The following is an 18,559-nucleotide window of genomic DNA, read 5'->3' as shown; positions in this document are numbered from 1 at the left end:
GTTTCTGGTTGATTGATGAACGGCGTATCTGCCCGCCAAGGTGACGCCGCTCGACCGGGCCTAGAGTACCGGCCCGTTCCCTAGTATAGGCCGAGCCGCTGCCGAGCCGTCGAACTTATGAATCGGCGACCTCGGCAGCGGCGGAACGGATTTAGCCGCCATCTCCTGGCGTCTTCCATGTAATGCACAGTTCGACGCTGACCCCAGATTGGTGGCGAAGTACCTCTCGCAAGGTGCCCTCAATCTCGCTCATCCACCAAGGGCCGTCTACTGCCACGAAGACTTGGAATCTGCGTCGATCAGCCGACAGGATCGCCCCCCAGAGGTCAGGCTCATCACTATCGTGGTGCACTGAGCCTTGCCAGCACATTCCCGTAGACCCATCGCCATGCGCGAACACCGCTGGCTTCAGAGCTCCATCTGGAAATGGAAGCATACTTACTGTTGGCGTTTTCCGCTCCTGCGTCGTTGTCACTGTTGTTGCCCTCCTTGGCATTCTGGATTTCAGACCCACGGAGAGCAACGAAAAGAGCGCACACCGAGGGCCGCCCTCTTTAGGTCTGCGAGGGTCTTGCCTTCGACGTACGCTCTTGGGCAGGACGTACCTGCCGGGATGAGAGCAGCCCGACCCTTGGGTATTCGGTCGAGTGTCCAACCTCGCCGTCGTGCGGAGTTGGACAGGCACCACAATAGCCCTCCCGCGCAAGCCGGGCAATGGGTCTACCGCTGCTTACCGGCCCCGGCCCACCGGTTGTCGGCCCGGCGCTCGCAGGCCGTCAGCGGCCACCGCAGCGGTGCCTACGGTCACCGCCGAAGCCATCGCCGGATAGCGGTTCTCCACCGCATCAACGTCGGCGTTGGCCGCATCGGTTGCGCAGGGGCGGGTTTGAATGCCACGCGTTCATGGGCAGCCATGATTGCGAGCTGAGTATTGGTGCTTGCATCTCTCGCGGCCTTGGCCATGCAGGCGTCACACACGCGGAGCAGCAACACCAGCGTGCCCCGGTCTACCGGCAATAGCCGCGTCGGCCCACCGCAGGCCTCGGCGATGTGCACGGTGCACCGTAGGTCGCAATCGCCAGCGCAACCTTCGGTCGTGCAGTCGTGATGGTCCAGTTGTTCCGTCGAGTGTTCGAGGGAGAGCGCCGCATAGTCAACGGTTCCCCACCGCCGGCCAGGCGCGTCACGCCAGCGTTCCCGCACCACATCCACATGGTTGCTGCCGACGCGCCAAATACGCACTACACCTTGCTCGGCGGGGGCATCAGGGTTGTAGTCGCCGCGCGGCCCCTCTCCGGTATCCCAGCGCAGCTCACCGTTTGCCGCGCGGCGGTGGTATTCGGCTGCGGCGGCATCGGCTCGCTTAGCCAAGGCGCGGACCCGCTCCGGATCGAACAACACTCCGCCCTCGCCGCCCCGGTCACCCCACACCTTCGTGATGATCTGCTCAGCGCGGTCAGTCGCGCGAACTTGGGTGTTCGCGTCGGGGTGCATGGGTCGTGGTGCGATCAGCTCGGGGTACTTCGCGGTCAGGTACTCGCGGCGTTCGGGGTTGATCGTGCTCATGCGGTTCTCCTCATGCCCTGGATGAAGTTGTAGAGGTCGACAGTGCTGTACCAGATAGCGCCGCTGATCTTGTAGCTCGGCAACGTCCGGTCGTTGGTCGCCTTGGTGACTAGTCCGATTCCGACGTTGTTCAGCCCCATGACATCCCGGTACCAATCGACCGCTCCCGTTTTGCCCTTCACGGTGGGGTCGGGCGACAGCTCAAGCTTGGTCGGTGCCGTTGCACCGTTCATGGTCGGTTTTGGTATCGCTGGCGTTCGGGCCATTTCATATCTCCGTAATCATCTGGCGGGCAACGTATCCCCGTCTATATCGAAGCTACCTCTCTACTACCCCGGAAATCTTTCGTTAAGTAGTCGCGCCGTTAATCGACTCTCCCGCAATGTGTTAACCGAGTAGCGTCGACCCGAACAGTAAAGGGAGTCGGGAGAATTTCAAATGCCACAGGGATATCAGGCGAGTGGGGATGTTCTCGTCAACCAACTGAACGACGGCACACCGCTTGCGGCTATCTGGGATGAACTATCAGAGGCTTTGTCGCTCTATAACGAGCACCGTTCTGCTCTGGCAAGCTTACTCAGCTACAGCACGCTCAACGCCGCTGACGCAGTCGCGCAGAATGTGAAGGCGGAGTCGTTCGAGGAGGCCTCGGAGTATGGTGTTCCCCAGGGCATCTCGGACCCGTCGTACCTGAAGCTGGGTTACAGCATCAAAGATTTTGATCTGGCATTGCGAATGACCTGGCGCTACCTGCGCGGGGCAGATCGGGCCCAAGTCGAGAACAGGATTACGAGGGCGTTTGCTGCCGATAACCGCCTCGTAACTGGGACCATACTGCAGCGGATTTTCTCGAATATCGTTTACACCAACGACTTCGGAATCCCAGTGTACGGACTGTACAACGGGGATATGCGACCTCCCGACCATATGGGTCGATCATTCGCTGCTACGCACAATCACTTTCTGACAACTGAAAGCACCACGCTCGATAGCATGGATATCGAGGCCGGGATCAGGCATATTTCTGAACATGGCTACGGCAGTACGCAATCCGCCCGATTCCTGCTTCTGGCACACCCCAACGATGTCGAAGCAGCAAAGCTCACCACGTGGCGGGCCGGTGTCGAGTACGCCACCAGCAAAGTCCCCCGATTCGACTTCGTGGCAAGCTCAAACGCGCCTGCTCGACTAAGCAACGAAACCGTGCACGGCGCTGTGCCGCCGCCGGAGTATAGCGGGCTCGACGTCACCGGCTCCTACGGTCGGGCTCTCGTGATTGAGTCTTATTTCATTCCCCAAGGCTGGGCTGCCATCGTGGCAACGGGAGGTCCGGGCAGCGAGTCGAATCCCATTGGTGTGAGAGAACATTCAAATCCGGCCTACCGTGGTCTCCGGCAGATTCCCGGCCACTGGCACGACTATCCCCTCATTGAGTCGTATCTGAGTCGAACCTTTGGTGTTGGTGTCCGCCATCGCGGCGCAGCGGTCGCAATTCAAATTACGAACAGCACCAGCTACACCCCACCCATCATCGAGACATAGGAGCCCGTGATGGGTTTCAACCGCGAGTGGTACGGGGGCAAAGATGGCGCCACCGAGTTCAGCTGGGGGCCGGGTCTGGTAGCCCCCGGCAAGGAGCATGCGCCACCCTCAGCGGGAGGGATGTACCGAGGGCGCGCACCCGACATGACGCAGCCTCGGAGGAAATACCGCCGGGGCGACCCACCTGGCGGCTACCCCGGCGACCAAGTAGCGCGGTAGCCCCCAGGCACAGCGGGGGCTGGTGAAAGGGTTGGCCCAGCCCGGCAGCACCCCTCGTCTGGGCATTACTCCGGTCGCGCGTAGCCCCGCGTCATGAAAGTGGAACGAAGTGCAACGTCCAATCGCCCCCGTTGTAGATATGGAGAGTTACCGGTCCGCCGGAGGCATAGCTGGTAACGCCGGACGTCTGGGTGGCGTTGATGATTGAGCCGCCAGTCGATCCGTCGCGATTAACCGGTTCCACGATCAGGTAGCCGCTCGTGTTCGTGTACTGAACGGTGTAACCGCCCGGTTCAAGATTGGCCGTCTGGACTGACTCTCCAGAGCCACTAAGATCCACCGGCACTGTGGGAACGGGCACCGGGGTGCTCACTGAGGCAGTTGGCATAGTTAGCGCGTTGGTCGGCGCGGGGCCGGTGGTGGTGCCGCTACTGGGGACCTGACATGCAGTTCCCGCCATGCAAACGCCCACGGCCATCACAGCGGCGGTCACAACTTTTCCCACTGATTCCTCCTCATAGCCCGCACAGGTTGTGTTCAGCGTATCCGGCACGGTTGTAGGTTTCCGAGAATCGGGGGAGTTGAAGTGTGCTGGCCTTTGGTCTGGACCGCCCCGTGCGGCCATGCCCGCTCCAACCACAAGCGCAAGGGCAAGGGCAAGGGCAAGGGCAAGGGCAAGTAACCCGACAGGATTGCACGGTCCCTTATTGGTCCCTTGTACCCAGCCGAACTGGGTCCGTACCGGAGCCGTACCCCGGCCGTATGCCAAACGTACTAAATGCGCTGGTAGAACTGCAATTCTAGTTAGCTGAAACCGCCTCTAGCTGGGTCTATCCGAACCCCTGTTCGGGCATGGAAATAGCTTCCCAAGCTGAATACGCGGGTTCGATTCCCGTCATCGGCTCCACGTTTGACCAGCGCAAGCCCTTCGATGCCGGGATCTCCGTCCCGACCTCACCATCCGGGACCCGACGCTCATTTGAGCGGCGGCACGATGGGCACGAACGGCCGGTTGGCGTTGTGCCAGAAATGCTCCAGAGCGGTGACTGCGGTGTCGTGAGCGATCAGCCAATGCCCACCCTGGTTAATCAGCCCGATGGGCTCAGGAGCGCTTTCTTCATGGAAGCCCCCCACCGAGGTGACAGTCGCTCCGGCGGAATTATCCGGCGCGGGCTGAATGTCGGAGACCACGAAGTGGTACGGCAACAGTCCGGCCTCTTGCGTCTCGCGCAGGCGCTCGTCGATGGTCTGGGCTTCCTCGGGCGTGAATCCGGGGGCGACGATGTTGGTCTTGTTCGCCGCCGGGATGTTCGGGTCGGTCAGCTCGGCCATCGCGGCGAGCACTTCATCGGCGGTGGGAATGGCTCCGGTACACAGTGATTGGCCGGGATCCCCGCACGCCGCAACGGCCGTGGCGGGCGCAGCCACCCCCGTGAACGTAGTAGCCAGCAATACCGCTGTAACGGCGAGTCTCATAGCGCGAACGCTAACGGCGTCATGTGTCAACGATGTTTTCCGTTTGCAACGGCAGATGAACGAACCCTGGCAAAGCAAGGCGGCCCCCGCTCTAGAAGCGCCCCGCCAGTCGGCCCTCGATTGCGCGTACCACGTCGACCTCCCGGTCTCGAACGTCGCAAGCCACCTCTACGAACCGCGCCACCAGCGGGCTGGGCTCATCGCGCAGCCAGGCGACCGCCACCACAGACCCCGGCCAGTCGTCGATCGGCAGGCATTGCACCCCCGGCGCCGGCAGGTACTGCGTGACCGCCGCACTGGTAATTGCGACCGCCACCCCGGCCTGAACCAACTGCGCCTCCTCGGTGACCGAGTTGATCGGGAATCGCCGGGCCGCAGTCACGTCATCGCGCACGGCATCCAGACACCAGAATGCACGGTGATTCTCATCGGTGGTGTCGGTGACCGTAATCGGTTCGTCGATGAGATCGAGCACCGATACCGAGGAGCGGGTAGCGAGTCGATGGTTGGCGGACACCATCGCGACGACCGGGTCGACGAACAGTGATTCCGCCTCAATATCGGGGGTGCTTACCGGCAACCGCAGCAGCGCCACATCACTGACTCCCGACGCCAGCCCGGCCGACGGATCGCCGATCGGGAATTCACGCATGGTGACGTCGACGCTGGGATAGCAACGACGGAACTCGTCAACGATCAGGCCGGTCAACTCCAGTGCGCCACCGGGCCCAAAACCCAGCCGCAGCGTCCCGGACAGTCCGCGGACCGCCCGTGCGATATCGGCGGTCGTGGCGTCCAGTGTCGCCAGCATCTCCCGCGCCCCGGCCAGGAAGATATCGCCGGCCGGGGTGAGCGTTACCTTCCGCGTCGTGCGGTTCAACAGTTTGGCACCGGCCGACGCCTCGATCTCCTTGATCTCACGGCTAAGCGCCTGCTGGGTCATACACAGGCTGGTGGCGGCGCGGCTGAAATGCAGCTCCTCGGCAACCACAACGAAGTGGCGCAGCTTGCGGGTGTTGATGTCGATACCAGCGAATATAGACGCACATCTTGCGGCGACGACTCAAATCTTGCATCGTTCGCTCCCTATAACTAAACTGATCGTACAGTTCATTTATCGAAGGGCGAGAACATGAGCGTTTGGTTCATCACAGGAGCTTCCCGCGGGTTCGGCCTGCAGATCGCACGTGACCTGCTGGACCGCGGACACCAGGTGGTCGCGACCGCGCGTGACGCGGCAACCGTCACCGAGTCGCTCGGCGAGAACGACAACGTGCTCGCCGTGGCCCTCGACGTCACCGACGAGACGCAGGCCCGCCAGGCCGTGCAGACGGCAGTGGACCGCTTCGGCCGCATCGACGTTCTGATCAACAACGCCGGCCGTGGACTGCTGGGCGCCGTCGAGGAAGCCACCGACGCCGAGGTTCGCGCCGTCTACGAGACCAACGTGTTCGGCCTGCTGACCGTCACCCGTGCGGTCACACCGGTACTGCGGGCGCAGCGGTCCGGCACGATCGTCAACATTTCATCGGTAGGCGGGTTCGTCAGCTCCCCGGGGTGGGGCGTGTACGCGTCCACCAAGTTCGCCGTCGAAGCCCTCTCCGAGGCGCTGCACGCCGAACTGCAACCCCTGGGAATCCACGCGATGGTGGTCGAGCCCGGCTACTTCCGCACGGACTTCCTCGACTCATCCAGCTTGCAAATCCAGCAGCACACCATCGACGACTACGCCGACGGGCCCGCGGGCAAGATGCGCATCACCGCGGGCGAGCGCAACCACGACCAGCCCGGCGACCCCGTCAAGGCGGCGGCCGCGATCATCGATGTGGTCGAATCCGAGCGGCCCCCGGTGCGCCTGTTGCTGGGCAATGACACCATCGCCGCAGTCGAGAGCAAGCTCGCCCACGTGCAAGCCGAGTTGGCGCAGTGGCGCGGCGTCTCGGCATCGACCGACTTCGACGATGTCGTCTGAAACCGCCGGCGGGTCGGGCGAATCCGCCTTCGTCCGGCCTACCGGCGCCCGCAGCGATCGCATCCATCAGGCCATCTTGGACGCGACCGCGCAACTGCTCGACGAGGGCGGCTATGCCGCCACCACCGTCGACGCGATCGCGGCCCGGTCCGGGGCCAGCAAGGCCACCATCTACAAGCACTGGCCGTCGCGGACTGCGGTGGCCGCCGAGGCTTTCGGCGCGATGATGGCCCAGGATCTGCCGCTGCCGGATACCGGAAGCACCGTCGGCGATCTCACCGAGCAGGTGGTGCGGGTCTCGGCGTTCTATGCGAGTAGTCGCGGTGACGTATTCGCGCAGCTACTCGCCGCCTGCGTCGAAGACGCGGCGGGCGCCGCCTATTTCCGGGACTACTTTCTCGACGGTCGCCGCGCGGCCATCACCGAACTGTGGCAACGGGGAGTCAGCCGCGGCGACGTCGACGCCGGCATCGCCATCGACGACGTCATCGATCTGCTGTTCGGGCCGCTCATCTTTCGCCGTATGAGTGGACACTGCCCACTCACCGAGGAACACGCGCGGCGGCTGGCCGACGTCGCGCTGCGCAGTGCACTCGCCCCAAACGGCCCCTAAGCCGGCTGATCCCGCCACAATCTCCGGTATGGGTCTGTTTCCGAAGCCACACGCCACCTTGACCGACTCCGAGGTCGCCGACGCACTGGGCCGCGCGGTCGCGGTTATCGATCCGCTGCTCGACCTGCTCGCCGAGGCCGATCCGATCGGGCTGCGCAAACGCACCCGCCGACTGCTCACCCCGCCCCGCGGCCTGTCCCATCGCATCCGGCGCTTTCGGCTGCGGCGGCGCCGTCACGACGCCGGTCGCGGGCCCAACGTCACCAACCGCGCCTTGAACGCCGGGGCCCAGCTGATCAACGCCGCGGATCTGCCCGGCACCGCGGCTTGGGAGCGGATGAGCCGTGAGCAACGGGTGCACTGGTGGGTACACCGGGTGGGTGCGCTCAACACCGTGGTGGTCGCCTCCCCGGGGGTGTTCGGCTGGCTGACCCGAGTGATTCCGGTGGGCGAGCTGGCGGGATTCGTCAACCACGCCATCGTGTTGTGCGCGCTGGCCCGCGAGTACGGCGTCACCGACCGACGCGAGCAGGTCCGGCTGCTCGCCGAGGTGTTGTGCGGGCGGCATCTCCCCGAGAACGTCGACGTACCAACGCAACCCGATCCCGCACCGCTTCCCGAAACACCCCCGCCCGGGTGGAAGCCGCTGAAGTCGATCACGTCATCGACCCCGGTGGTGATCACCCGCACCGTCTGGCAGCTGGCCGGCATCCTGCGCGCGACTTTCGACGAGGTGAGCAAGCGCCCGCACCCGAAGAAGTTCTATCAACGTCTGGGTGTACTGCCCGGGTTCGGTTTGTTCGCTGCCTATTTCGGCGAACGTGGAGCGCTGATCCGAGCGGCCGAACAAGGCGTGGCTTGGCTCCAGGACCGCGAAGACGGTGCCAGCCCCGGCGGGACCGGCGAGGTAAGCCCGCTTTAGAAGACCCGGATCCAGTCGACGAGCATCTGGGCAGGGTAGCTGCCCGGTCGTGGATCGCCGCCACCGGAACCGGCCACCGCCAGGTTGAACACCGAAAACACTTGGTAGCCGGGATTATTGAAAGGCCAGTCCGCGATCGAGTTCGCCGGAACGGAGAAGTAGGGTGCCGCTCCGTCGACGTAGTCGCGCCAGAACCGGATGCCATCGGTGTCCCAACGGCACCGCCAGGTGTGCCAGGCGCTGTCCATCGAGATCTGTTGGGTTGCCCATTCGGCACCGTTCGATCTCGTGTGGACGGTGGTCGCCGATGGCCAATTGCCGTTGCCGTACCACTCCAGCACGTCGATCTCGCCTTGATCCTCGTTGCCCATCCACCAGGCGGGCCAAGCCCCGGCGGTAAGGCAGTCGAGCTTGATCCGGGCTTCCCAGGTGTGCCCGATACCGCCCATCCACCGGCTCTGGATTTTTCCGCTGTAGTAGTTGTCGCTATCTTTGGCGGCGCGCAGCACCAGGTTCGACTTGCCGTCGACGAACACGTTCTTGCGATCGTCGCGGTATTGGCCGACGTTCTCGGGACGCTCCCAAAACGTCGGGTCCTTCATCGATTCCCGGGCCTGCGCCACCGCCCACTTCGCCGGGTCCGGCGCGGAACCAGCCGGGCCGTCGAACTCGTCGCTGAAGAGGTAGGTCTGCGACGGCGCGTCGGGCAGCGGATCGGCGGGCCCCGGTCGGGCCCATGCCTCCGGCATGCGCATCGCGGCGGCAAGCATGCCGAATCCCGTCGTCAACATCAGCCTGCGTCGATTTATCTCGGCCACCTTCGCATGAAACCACTACAGCGGCCGAGGCATCAATGGCAGAAGCCCCGCACACCCGAAGGTGTGCGGGGCTCCTGTCGCGTGTTGTAGCGGGCCGCTAGCCGGCTGCCGGAGCAGCGCCCTCGCCGCCCTGGCCGCCAGCACCGGGGTTGGTCCCGTTGTTGTCGGCGCCTGCGGAGCCCGGTGCACCAGCGGTCTCGCCGGAGGCGCCACCGGCACCGCCGTGGCCACCGTCGCCGGCCGTGAGCCCGCCCGAGGCACTGCCCCCGGTACCACCGGTACCGCCGTTGCCGCCGGTAGCGGTGGCGCTGTCGCCGCCCACGCCGCCGACGCCACCGGTACCGGACGCCAGACCGTTCGAGCCGCGAGCCCCACCGGTACCACCGGCACCGCCGTTGCCACCGTTGCCCGAGGTCGAGTCACCGCCGGCACCGCCGGTGCCACCCGTACCGGCGGTCGCACCGAACCCAGCAGTTCCGCCGGCGCCACCGACGCCACCGTTGCCGCCGGTGCCGATCGTGCCAGCACTGCCACCGAGGATGCCCGCGGTTCCAGCCTTCGCTCCGGCCGCGCCGCCCTCGCCACCGACGCCGCCGTTGCCACCGTTGTTGTTGAACGTGGTGTTGACCAGCGAACCGTCGCCACCGGCGCCACCAGTACCACCGGCGCCACCGGCGCCCGAGTTGCCGCCGCTACCGATAAGCGAGCCGCCGTTGCCACCGTTGCCACCGTTGCCACCGTTGCCACCGTTGGCACCGGTCTCCGCGGCCGTCGTGTTGGTTGCGTTGTCGCCCTTGGCCCCAGCACTGCCGGCACCGCCGACGCCACCATCGCCACCGGCACCCAGCATCGCCGCCGCGCCACCGTTGCCACCGTTGCCACCGTTAGCGGCGCCGACGCCACCGTTGCCGCCGTTGCCCAGCAACGAACCACCGGCGCCACCGTCACCACCGTTGTTGGTGCCCTCGATCACGTTGCCCTCGGCGTCCTTGATGGCACCCAACGCGCCAGCGCCGCCGTCGCCCCCGTTGCCGATCAGGCCCGCATCGCCACCCGCGGACCCGGCGATACCGTTGCCGCCGTCGCCGAACAGCAGACCACCGTTGGTGGCCTCGGTCAGCACACCGTCGTCGCTGACAGACGCGTCAACGCCATCGCACACCAAGCCACAGCTGCCATCGAACGCGAACAGCGTGTTGATGCCGGTCGCATCGAAGATCGGAATCAGCATGTCGCCCATCGAGTGGATGCTGCTGTAGATCGAGTCGTAGACGCCTTCCAGCCCAGTGCTGTCTGCGGCGCCGGGCAGGGCCAAGTCGAAGCTCGAGCCGTCAAAGACCGCAGTGCCGTCGGCCGAGTCGTCCCAACCGAGCGCGCTCAGCACATCGCCGAAGTCGAAGTCGAAGTCCGCGTTGGCGGCCGGAGCTGCGGCCAGCGGGCTCAGGCCCAGCGCCAGGAACGCACCCACGGCGCCCCCAGCGCCCACCACGCGCCGACGTGCGCCGCCGTTGTGACGTTGACTCATCAAAGAAATCCCCTCCTGTGGACTTGCCGTCAGGCAGTCGTGTCTCCCTCAGCATCGCCTTAGATGGCGAGCGAGGGGGACGCTACCTCAGCGATCCACCTCCTTGCCGGACCCTGCCCAGTCTTGACGGGCGTCGAGTCGCTCGCCAATGCCGCTGAACTGCAACAGATTCCACATGCAGACTCCGGAGATGTGGCGCAAATCACATACCGGCTCGCCGTGCCGCGTACGATTTCCAAGGTCCTACCAACCAGTGGCCAAGACGGCTAACTTGATCGAGATCTTGTGAAAGACAGCCTGTTTCGTTAACGTTTCCGGCGGAGGGCGGAAGCAAAAGAACCCGTGTCGCGATTAGTGCACGAACTCTCCGCCGGCCGAAACCGGCACGGCGGGCGAGGCGGACCGCAAGCTAGAAGACCCGGACCCAGTCGATCAGCATGTCGGCCGGGTAACTCCCCACCCGGGCGTCACCGCCGCCGGATCCGCCGATGGCCAGGTTCAGGATCGGGAACACCGTGTAACCCGGGTCGTTGAACGGCCACTCCCGGCCCGGTTCGTCGATGTTCTCGATGCCGACGGCCGGGACGGAGAAGTAGGGCTCCATACCCTCGGCGTAGTCCTGCCAGAAGTACATCCCGCTCTGGTTCCAGGTGACCCGCCAGTTGTGCCAGTTGCCGTCCACCGGGAGCGCGAAGGTTTCGAATGCGGTGCCGTAGGGGTTGGCGTGCACGGTGGTGCCCGAGGGCCACTCGCCGTTGCCGTACCACTCCATCAGGTCGATTTCGCCCTCACGGCCCGGGTCGTCGTTGGACAGCCACCATCCGGGCCAGCAGCCCGCCGTCTGGCAGTTCAACTTGATGCGGGCTTCCCACGTGGTGCCGATGCCGCCACGCCAGTTGCCGTGCACCAAGCCACCGAAGAAGGTGTTGCCCTCCTGGGTGCCCCGGATCACCAGGTTGGAGTTGCCGTCGAGGAAGACGTTCTTGCGGCTGTCGCGGTACTGGTAGAAGTACTCGGGCCGGTCCCAGCCGACCGGACGACGGATCGGGGTCCGGTGATTGGAGATCGTCCACTTCGACCGATCGGGGGCCGAGCCGGCCGGCCCGTCGAACTCGTCATGCCAGATGAAGCCACCGGGCTTGGCGGCACCGGTCGGGGGCGTCGCAGGCGCAGCGGGACCAGACGGCGGCTGCGCCGGGTCGCCGGGCGCTCCCGGGACCGCGGGAACGGCTCTGGCCTGGGGGGTGGGCGCTGCGGCAGCCAATGCGCCGGCACCCAGCATCATCATGACCTGGCGGCGGTTCATCTCGGACACGGTGGCAATCTAACCCACACCGCACCGGTGTCAAACAAGACAAGCCCGCCCACGTGGCCTATGTCACCTCATCGTCTTCGACGCTGTCGTCGAGCACGCCCACGGCGATCCCATAAGGCAGGAACCGGACTCGACGATTCGGGTCGGGATTGCGCTGACTGGCACGCAACGCGTCGATCTCGGTGGCGTAAACCTGCTCGACGCGCGCCGCCCCGTCGCCGCCGACGGTATAGATAGCCCACACGCCGTCACCGGTCTCGCCGGTGGTCGCCGGCTCGGCCCGCGCCGCCCGGGCCAGGTCCGCGAAGATCGCACCCCAGCCGGCTTTCTCCCCGGCGGAGCCGAATGTCCCGGAGAAGCGGTCGAATGCTGCGCGCAGCCCCTCGCCCGCCTCACGCATCATGCGGTCCAAATCCTCGGAATCGAATCCGAACGCGCCGTTGTCGCCCATTGCGAACTCCTTTCGCCCGGTCGCCACACCCCAGTGTGCCTGCGCCGGGCTAATCCGGCCACGATCTCAGGCGACGCCCACAAGCTAGTTCTGCGGAACCGTGATCGGGATCGGTATCGGCACCAAGGGAATGTGCAGGTATTCGGTTGTCATCGGCACGGTGGTGGCCGGCGGCACCGTGGTGCTGGGCGGTTCGCTGGTCGTGGGCGGAACGGTCGTGGTCGTCGTCGTAGACGGAGCCGCCGTGGTCGTTGTCGTGGTGGTCGGTGGCGCGGTGGTGGTCGTGGTGGTCGTAGTGGGCGGCGCCGTCGTCGTGGTCGGCGGCGGCGCCGTGGTGCTCGGCGGCGGCGGTGGCGACGTTGTGGCCACGGGCGGCGGCGCGGGGGCGCTGGGCTGCGGTGGCGCACTGGGCGTCGGGGTCGGCGGCACCACGGCACTGGTCTCGGGCGCAACCGGCGCCTCGTCGTCCTGACTGCGGGCCAAGCTGTAGAGCGCCCCGGCAACAGCGATCAGCGCCACCACGATGCCCACACCGAGCGCCAACCGCGGTAGCCGCGAAGGCGCGCGACGGCCCGGGACCGGCGCAGCAGGCACCGACACCGTCGGGCGGCGTCCGGTACTCAGATCCTGGTCGTAGTAGGGGTCCTCGACGTAGGGCACCGGCTCGGCACCAGCACTGCCGTCCTCCTGCGACCAGGCGAACGCGTCCACAACAGCACCGGAACCGGGAGCAGACATCACGGTCGGCGCCATGTCAGTTGCGTCGACCGCTTCTGCTTCCCTGGTGGCCTCGTCGTCGTGCGGGTCGTACATGGCTGACTACCTTGGATCGACAACGGCTGGAATGGCCTCACCATAGGCGGGGCCGAACCGGTCAGGATCGCCGACACACCGGCGGTCGGCGGGCTATCAGCCGATTCACACCACGGTCAGCGGCAGCGATTTGCGGGTGCGGAACACAAAATCCGCGCCGCTGCTGACCTTGGTCACCATCACCTCGGGCATTTCCTTTGCCTCGGTGTCGTTCTCGGTAAGCCGGGCAGTCCACTCGTTTGCCGACCCTTCGACCTCCACCCGCAGGAGCGGGTTCACGGCGGTCGCGATGGCCTGCAGCGGGTTGACGTCCTGCGGCGAGCACAGCGTGATCCACGCGCCGTCGTCGTGCGCGGGCGAGGGGTGCACCGTGACGGTTTGCTCGCCGATGTCGGCGCGCACGTAGCCGATCGGGTTGAGCAACGGATGCAGCTCGAAGGTGCGTAGCGCACCGTCGATGTCTCCGGGAAGCCTCAGCGCGTTCTTGATTCGCTGGGCGCCCAGCCCGGCCAGGCCGGTGAGCTGCCGCCGCCCCACCGATGCGGCCAGTTCATCGGAGTCCGCCCGGGCCCGCACCGCGAGCGCGAAGGAGAGGTAGAGCAGGTGCATCTGCAGGCACACCTCGTCGGCGATACGGACCAACGCCGAATGGGAGAACGCGGTGAAGTCGACGTCGGCCAGCAGCGGTCCGGTGTAGTCCGCCAGACCTTCGTCGGCGGCATCGATGTCGTCGAGCTGCCAAGTGGCGGCTTTGCTTTCACTGATCACCGCCAACGCGGGAATCGGCTGGGCCGGCGGGTAGTCCTCGTCGATGATGACGGTCCAGTGGCAGTGCGGTTGCCGGTCCGACGGCGTGCGGGGCGGTCGGTGTACGGGACGGCACTGCGCGTGGACGTTGGTGGCCACCGCGGTGGCGTCGAACGTCGGATCCTCGATGGTGTGGCACATGCCGAAGACGTAGTCGTCGCCCATGGGCTCCACGTCGAGCAGCGCACCGCAGCTGGCCAACTCGAATTCGCCGTTCCAGCGGTCGTGGATGGTGAAGCGGAAGTCCATGAACTGCGGTGGTGATCCGATGTCGAACTGCAGGCCCTTGAAGATGGTGAACACGTCGTCGCCGGTGTAGCCCAGCGCGCGCTGCATACGCCGGGTGTAGATGGGGCTGGAGCCCGCCCACTCCTCGATGGCGATCTGCACCATTTCCTCGCGGCCGAACTCCGAGATGCACCAGGCCATTCCGGAGCGGTCGATCATGTGCCCGATCAGTAGCAGTTCGGGCACGAGGACAGCCAACTCCTCGCGGGACAACGAGGCATACCTGGATTCGGTCACGAGCTAAAAAATAGTTGTGTCTATGTTATAAAGTCAACAATGACTATTTCCGCTGGTTCTACTCGGGCTTCGGGGCCCTCTGGGCCGACCCGGCGGACCAGCGCGCCCCGCAAGCGCGGCGACGACACCCGCGCCCGGATCATCGACGAGACGGTGCGCTGTATCACCGAAGAGGGTTTTGGCGCGGCGACCGCCAAGCACGTCGCGGAACGGGCCGGGGTGACCTGGGGAGTCATCCAGTACCACTTCGGAGACCGCAACGGCCTGTTGATGGCCGTGGTCGACGACGGGGTGACCGAACTGCTGACGAGTCTGTCCGCAGTCGACGTCAGCGAGCTGGGGCTGCATGAGCGAATCGAAGCGGTCGTGGACACCGCCTGGCGCTGCTACGCCAGCCCGACCTCACTGGCCGCATTCGAGATCCTGCGGGCCACTCGCGGCAGTTTGGGCGAGCAGTCCCATCAGCACCTGCTGCAGATGAACTCCGCGATCAACAGGTTGGGGCGGCTGGTCTCCGACGATCCCGCGGATTCCGGTGTCGCCGAGGTGATCTGGGCAGCGCTGCGGGGAATTGTGTTGGCGCAGATGATTATGGGCGGACCCATCGACTGGCAGACCGAGCGGCGGGCGCTGATCGACATGGTCGCCCACTACCTGCAGCGCGATCGCGGTTAGCTGATCGCGCGCTAGCCCGTCCGCCAGTGCGACGGCAGCGGCTGCCCCTCACGCTGCCGGGTGTGATACGCCCAGGACGACGCCAACCAGCCGCTTCCGTTGGTCAGCGTGGTGATCGGCTTGCCGTCCTGATCGTCGTTCTTGCCGTTGCTCTTCTGGTTGCGGCGGTCGGTGGCGGCGGGCGTTGCGCCCTGGCCCGCGGTCGTTCCCATCATCGCCTCCTGACACGCCATTCCCGGCGGCATTCCGGCGGCCACCGGCAACGGGGTCTGCGCGGCGGCCAACGTAAAGGCGATGGGCTTCATCTCCGGGGCCGCGGTCGCCCAGCTCGGCGGCACCGACAGCCCGCCGATCGGGATCGCCCTGCCGATACCCGGTCCCATCACCGGCGTCGTGGACGCCGACAGCACACCGCGCGGCCCGATCCCCAGGAAGGTCAACGCCCCCTCCGTCCCACCGCGGACATACACCAGCCGTCCCCAGCCGGCGCCGTTGCTCACCACGGTGTACAGGCTGGAGTCGAAGCTCAGCCCGCTGCTGGCGATGCTGCTGAACGGCGTCAGCTGGCCCAATTCGGAGGTAAGGGTTTCCCACCACGTCGGCGGGTCTGTTGAGGCCGCCGGATTCGCGAACTGCTGCAGCGTCGACTGGGCCAATGCCTGGCCGTTGCCGGCGGCCGCGTGCGATACCGCCGTGGACTGCGCGCCGGGCCCGGCCGGGTTGGTGGTCTGCGGCGGCTGGTCGAGTTCCGGCAATGCGCTGGCCGGCATCGCCGCCGCCGCGTAGCCGTACATCGCGACGGCGTCTTGGGCCCACATCTCTGCATACGCGGCTTCAGTGGCGGCGATGGCCGGAGTGTTCTGGCCGAAGAAATTAGTGGCGACCAGGGTGGCGAGCAGGGTTCGGTTGGCGGCCACCACCGTCGGCGGGACAGTGGCCGCGAAGGCGGACTCATAGGCCGCGGCAACAGCTTTGGCCTGTATCGCGGTCTGCTCGGCGTTGGCGGCCCCGGCTTGCAGCCACGCCACGTAGGGTGCCGCCGCGGTGGCCATCGCCACCGATGTCGGCCCGGACCACGCGTGCCCGATCAGACTCTCGATCGCCCCGGCATAACCGACCGCGGCTGTCTCCAGTTCGGCGGCCAGGGCATCCCAGGCGGCCGCCGCGGCGAGCATCGGCGCTGCCCCCGCGCCGGTGTACATCCGGCCGGAATTGACCTCCGGGGGGAGTAACGCAAAATCCATGTCGCTGGGGGATCAACCTGCAGCCGGCGGACGGGGCACCACGGTCCGGCGATGAGCGGCAGCTCGCGACGTCGCCGCACCCAGACCCCGGCCGGCCAAGGTGCCGAGCATGGTCTCACCGAACGCCCCGCCTGGCACACTGCCGGCCAGGACCGGCGCCGCCGGCACCGCGGCGGCCGGTAGCGGCACGCCCGCCGAGGTCAGCGTGACCGGCATCGCCCAGCCGTGGGGCACCGACAACGCCCCGATCTTGAGCGCAGTTCCGGCGCTTGCCGACGACCCCACACTGCCCAGTCCGGCGCCCAACCCGGCGCTGCCGAGTCCGGATTTGCCCAGTCCCAGGCCTCCCAAGCCCAAACCGGCCGGGCCGATCTTGGGCGGATGCAGTATTTCATCCAGGCCGCCGGGGTTCTCCGCCTGAAACGCGGCCAGGCCGATCCCGTTGTTGACGTTGCTGAGCATGTTGGCCGTACCCGACCAACCGGTCATGGTGGCGCTCAGGCCCTGGGTGGCCAACCCAGTGAACGGCGATATCTGACCGATGATCGAAATCAACGAACTGAAGATGTCGGTGGCCGCACCGTTGCCGGCCGCCGCGACCCCGGCCTGGGCAACCGCGGCGGACTGAGCGGACTGCCCCGCTGCGTTGGTGGTCTGGGGCGGCTGGTTGAACGCGGCCAACGCCGACGCGGCCGCCGAGGAACCGGCGTAGCGGTACATCGCCGCCGCGTCCTGGGCCCACATCTCGGCGTATTGGAGTTCGGCTTCGGCGATCGCCGGGGAGTTCTGCCCGAAGAAGTTGGTGGCGACCAGCTGCTTGAGCAGGACGCGATTGGCGGCGATCACCGGTGGTGGCACCACCGCGGCCACCGCAGTCGAGTAGGCCTCCGCTGCCGCGGTGGCCTGGCGAGCCGTGGTTTCGGCCTGAGCGCCGGCGCCACGCAGCCAGGTCACATACGGTGCCGCGGAGGCAACCATCGCCGTCGCTGCCGGGCCGGTCCATGGCCCGGCGGCCAGGCCTGACGTGACCGAGTCATAGGACGCCGCAGCGGTATTCAGCTCAGCGGCCAGGTTCTCCCACGCAGAAGCGGCGGTCAGCATGGAGCCGGATCCGGGGCCGGCGTACATGCGTCCCGAATTGATCTCCGGGGGCAGCACCCCGTAGTCCAGGTACACGATGTCTCCTCGCTCACGGCACTAGGTGGCACACCAGTGGCCTTCAGCGGTTTGCGAACGGCTATTCCGATCCTCACGAAACGGTATGTAAATGAACCGAAGGTTAAGGCGAAGTGGTCAACAGGGTAGCGGGTAAATGAACTGTTAGGCAGCCGTCTACCGGCGCGACGCATCCGGCGCACACCGTACCGATGGTGTTCACCGATGGTTCATTTTGTTGCCGCTAGGGGTTAATTCAGGTCAGCCATCCTGTTGTCACTGTGATAAATCCACGATGGGCCTTGATCGCGATCGGCGCTGCGGCGCTGGTCAGCGTGGCTGCACCGGCAGCCGCCGACCCGGACACCGACGCCATGTTCATCAGTGCGATCGAGCAGGCCGGCATCGAATACACCAATCCGGTCGACGCAGTCGCCGTCGGCCGGGAGGTCTGCGCCTACCTAGGCGAGGGACATCACTCAGATTCCGCCGCGCGCGCCGTGCGGATCTCCAACCGCAGCATGTCGGTGAAGAACGCCGCCCGGTTCGTGACGTTCTCCCAAGTGGCGTTCTGCCCCGACTCGATCACGGATTGACAGAGGTAGACCATGACGGTTCGCATGTCCCGCACACTCGCCATGACGGCCTTCGCGGTGGCCGGTGCGCTCGGCCTGGCCGCACCGGCGGCCGCCGATACCGATGACAGCGGCTTCCTCAGCGCGCTCGACAAGATGGGCATCTCCTACCCGGATCCGGCCGACGCGGTCGCCGGCGGGCATTCGGTGTGCGAGTACCTCGTCGGGGGGCACTCCCCCAATCAGGCGGCCAAGGCCGTGAAGAACGCCAACCCCAGCCTGACCCTGACCAGAGCGTCGCAGTTCGTCAGCATCGCCCGCGCGTCCTACTGCGAAGAGGCCTGAG

General features: G+C 66.1%; 20 protein-coding genes. 7 read left to right on the top strand and 13 right to left on the bottom strand.

Annotated elements, in window-relative coordinates; translation table 11 throughout:
• Positions 1–804: 804 nt before the first annotated feature.
• A complete protein-coding gene (locus ACKY0W_RS01620; protein ID WP_409436114.1) occupies positions 805–1,566 on the bottom strand; it encodes a hypothetical protein in 762 nt (253 codons plus the stop codon).
• Positions 1,563–1,799 (bottom strand): hypothetical protein, encoded by a 237-nt coding sequence (locus ACKY0W_RS01615; RefSeq protein ID WP_409436113.1) that lies wholly within the window; start codon positions 1,797–1,799, stop codon positions 1,563–1,565. Before ACKY0W_RS01615 ends, ACKY0W_RS01620 begins: the two co-directional genes overlap by 4 nt.
• Positions 1,800–2,004: 205 nt before the next feature.
• Here ACKY0W_RS01615 and ACKY0W_RS01610 point away from each other — a divergent pair, with 205 nt between their 5' ends.
• Positions 2,005–3,108, top strand: a complete 1,104-nt coding sequence (locus ACKY0W_RS01610) for a hypothetical protein (protein ID WP_409436112.1) — start codon at positions 2,005–2,007, stop codon at positions 3,106–3,108.
• Between the two features lie 310 nt (positions 3,109–3,418).
• Here ACKY0W_RS01610 and ACKY0W_RS01605 read toward each other — a convergent pair whose 3' ends face one another.
• The 3 genes from ACKY0W_RS01605 to ACKY0W_RS01595 all read right to left on the bottom strand — a co-directional run bounded on the left by ACKY0W_RS01605 (position 3,419) and on the right by ACKY0W_RS01595 (position 5,809).
• Positions 3,419–3,880: a hypothetical protein gene (locus tag ACKY0W_RS01605; RefSeq protein ID WP_409436111.1), complete on the bottom strand. Its 462-nt coding sequence runs from the start codon at positions 3,878–3,880 to the stop codon at positions 3,419–3,421.
• A gap of 422 nt (positions 3,881–4,302) precedes the next feature.
• A complete protein-coding gene (locus tag ACKY0W_RS01600; RefSeq protein WP_409436110.1) occupies positions 4,303–4,803 on the bottom strand; it encodes a hypothetical protein in 501 nt (166 codons plus the stop codon).
• A 91-nt stretch (positions 4,804–4,894) separates the two neighbouring features.
• The gene (locus ACKY0W_RS01595) at positions 4,895–5,809 is read right to left on the bottom strand and encodes a LysR family transcriptional regulator (protein WP_409437915.1); all 915 of its coding nucleotides are present in this window, start codon (positions 5,807–5,809) and stop codon (positions 4,895–4,897) included.
• Positions 5,810–5,935: 126 nt separating this feature from the next.
• Here ACKY0W_RS01595 and ACKY0W_RS01590 point away from each other — a divergent pair, with 126 nt between their 5' ends.
• From ACKY0W_RS01590 to ACKY0W_RS01580, 3 genes are read left to right on the top strand one after another with little or no spacing between them, the layout of a single operon-like run.
• The gene (locus tag ACKY0W_RS01590; RefSeq protein WP_409436109.1) at positions 5,936–6,775 is read left to right on the top strand and encodes an oxidoreductase; all 840 of its coding nucleotides are present in this window, start codon (positions 5,936–5,938) and stop codon (positions 6,773–6,775) included.
• Positions 6,765–7,388, top strand: coding sequence for a TetR/AcrR family transcriptional regulator (locus tag ACKY0W_RS01585; protein ID WP_409436108.1), 624 nt, complete (start codon positions 6,765–6,767; stop codon positions 7,386–7,388). The genes ACKY0W_RS01590 and ACKY0W_RS01585 overlap by 11 nt, the downstream gene beginning before the upstream one ends.
• Positions 7,389–7,416: 28 nt before the next feature.
• On the top strand, positions 7,417–8,310 hold the full coding sequence (locus ACKY0W_RS01580) for a hypothetical protein (protein WP_409436107.1): 894 nt from the start codon (positions 7,417–7,419) through the stop codon (positions 8,308–8,310).
• Here ACKY0W_RS01580 and ACKY0W_RS01575 read toward each other — a convergent pair.
• From ACKY0W_RS01575 to ACKY0W_RS01550, 6 genes are all read right to left on the bottom strand, one after another.
• The gene (locus tag ACKY0W_RS01575; RefSeq protein WP_409436106.1) at positions 8,307–9,128 is read right to left on the bottom strand and encodes a 1,3-beta-glucanase; all 822 of its coding nucleotides are present in this window, start codon (positions 9,126–9,128) and stop codon (positions 8,307–8,309) included. The genes ACKY0W_RS01580 and ACKY0W_RS01575 overlap by 4 nt on opposite strands.
• 97 nt (positions 9,129–9,225) lie before the next feature.
• Positions 9,226–10,653, bottom strand: a complete 1,428-nt coding sequence (locus ACKY0W_RS01570) for a hypothetical protein (protein WP_409436105.1) — start codon at positions 10,651–10,653, stop codon at positions 9,226–9,228.
• 409 nt (positions 10,654–11,062) lie between these two features.
• Positions 11,063–11,959, bottom strand: a complete 897-nt coding sequence (locus tag ACKY0W_RS01565; RefSeq protein ID WP_406759889.1) for a family 16 glycosylhydrolase — start codon at positions 11,957–11,959, stop codon at positions 11,063–11,065.
• Positions 11,960–12,026: 67 nt separating this feature from the next.
• A complete protein-coding gene (locus tag ACKY0W_RS01560; protein ID WP_406759861.1) occupies positions 12,027–12,419 on the bottom strand; it encodes a hypothetical protein in 393 nt (130 codons plus the stop codon).
• A gap of 84 nt (positions 12,420–12,503) precedes the next feature.
• Entirely contained in the window at positions 12,504–13,232 is a 729-nt protein-coding gene (locus ACKY0W_RS01555) for a hypothetical protein (protein WP_409436104.1), read from the bottom strand.
• A 105-nt stretch (positions 13,233–13,337) separates the two neighbouring features.
• Positions 13,338–14,564, bottom strand: coding sequence for a hypothetical protein (locus tag ACKY0W_RS01550; RefSeq protein ID WP_409436103.1), 1,227 nt, complete (start codon positions 14,562–14,564; stop codon positions 13,338–13,340).
• A gap of 39 nt (positions 14,565–14,603) precedes the next feature.
• On the opposite strand from ACKY0W_RS01550, the gene ACKY0W_RS01545 reads away from it, so the two are divergent.
• Complete coding sequence (locus ACKY0W_RS01545; RefSeq protein WP_409436102.1) at positions 14,604–15,239, top strand: TetR/AcrR family transcriptional regulator; 636 nt, start codon at positions 14,604–14,606, stop codon at positions 15,237–15,239.
• A gap of 11 nt (positions 15,240–15,250) precedes the next feature.
• On the opposite strand, the gene ACKY0W_RS01540 is transcribed toward ACKY0W_RS01545, so the two are convergent.
• Together ACKY0W_RS01540 and ACKY0W_RS01535 are read right to left on the bottom strand one after the other, a co-directional pair.
• Positions 15,251–16,483 (bottom strand): PPE family protein, encoded by a 1,233-nt coding sequence (locus ACKY0W_RS01540; protein WP_409436101.1) that lies wholly within the window; start codon positions 16,481–16,483, stop codon positions 15,251–15,253.
• A 12-nt stretch (positions 16,484–16,495) separates the two neighbouring features.
• Positions 16,496–17,659 (bottom strand): PPE family protein, encoded by a 1,164-nt coding sequence (locus ACKY0W_RS01535; protein WP_409436100.1) that lies wholly within the window; start codon positions 17,657–17,659, stop codon positions 16,496–16,498.
• 260 nt (positions 17,660–17,919) lie between these two features.
• Between ACKY0W_RS01535 and ACKY0W_RS01530 the strand changes: the two genes are divergently transcribed.
• Positions 17,920–18,234, top strand: a complete 315-nt coding sequence (locus ACKY0W_RS01530) for a DUF732 domain-containing protein (protein ID WP_409436099.1) — start codon at positions 17,920–17,922, stop codon at positions 18,232–18,234.
• A gap of 24 nt (positions 18,235–18,258) precedes the next feature.
• Positions 18,259–18,558 carry a DUF732 domain-containing protein gene (locus ACKY0W_RS01525; protein ID WP_409436098.1) on the top strand — a complete coding sequence of 100 codons (300 nt, stop codon included), beginning with the start codon at positions 18,259–18,261 and terminating at the stop codon, positions 18,556–18,558.
• The last annotated feature ends 1 nt before the right edge of the window (position 18,559 follow it).

The sequence above is a fragment of the Mycobacterium sp. SMC-14 genome (assembly GCF_046250075.1).
Taxonomy (GTDB): domain Bacteria; phylum Actinomycetota; class Actinomycetes; order Mycobacteriales; family Mycobacteriaceae; genus Mycobacterium.
The sequence above is the reverse complement of the archived record's forward strand: the minus strand, read 5'-3'. Positions and strand labels throughout refer to the sequence as shown.

Coding starts and splice junctions, on each gene's coding strand:
- ACKY0W_RS01570 (WP_409436105.1), bottom strand. CDS start 10,653: ATGAGTCAACGTCACAACGGCGGCGCACGTCGGCGCGTGGTGGGCGCT.
- ACKY0W_RS01540 (WP_409436101.1), bottom strand. CDS start 16,483: ATGGATTTTGCGTTACTCCCCCCGGAGGTCAATTCCGGCCGGATGTAC.
- ACKY0W_RS01565 (WP_406759889.1), bottom strand. CDS start 11,959: ATGAACCGCCGCCAGGTCATGATGATGCTGGGTGCCGGCGCATTGGCT.
- ACKY0W_RS01600 (WP_409436110.1), bottom strand. CDS start 4,803: ATGAGACTCGCCGTTACAGCGGTATTGCTGGCTACTACGTTCACGGGG.
- ACKY0W_RS01615 (WP_409436113.1), bottom strand. CDS start 1,799: ATGAACGGTGCAACGGCACCGACCAAGCTTGAGCTGTCGCCCGACCCC.
- ACKY0W_RS01610 (WP_409436112.1), top strand. CDS start 2,005: ATGCCACAGGGATATCAGGCGAGTGGGGATGTTCTCGTCAACCAACTG.
- ACKY0W_RS01620 (WP_409436114.1), bottom strand. CDS start 1,566: ATGAGCACGATCAACCCCGAACGCCGCGAGTACCTGACCGCGAAGTAC.
- ACKY0W_RS01585 (WP_409436108.1), top strand. CDS start 6,765: ATGTCGTCTGAAACCGCCGGCGGGTCGGGCGAATCCGCCTTCGTCCGG.
- ACKY0W_RS01555 (WP_409436104.1), bottom strand. CDS start 13,232: ATGTACGACCCGCACGACGACGAGGCCACCAGGGAAGCAGAAGCGGTC.
- ACKY0W_RS01560 (WP_406759861.1), bottom strand. CDS start 12,419: ATGGGCGACAACGGCGCGTTCGGATTCGATTCCGAGGATTTGGACCGC.
- ACKY0W_RS01525 (WP_409436098.1), top strand. CDS start 18,259: ATGTCCCGCACACTCGCCATGACGGCCTTCGCGGTGGCCGGTGCGCTC.
- ACKY0W_RS01545 (WP_409436102.1), top strand. CDS start 14,604: ATGACTATTTCCGCTGGTTCTACTCGGGCTTCGGGGCCCTCTGGGCCG.
- ACKY0W_RS01580 (WP_409436107.1), top strand. CDS start 7,417: ATGGGTCTGTTTCCGAAGCCACACGCCACCTTGACCGACTCCGAGGTC.
- ACKY0W_RS01590 (WP_409436109.1), top strand. CDS start 5,936: ATGAGCGTTTGGTTCATCACAGGAGCTTCCCGCGGGTTCGGCCTGCAG.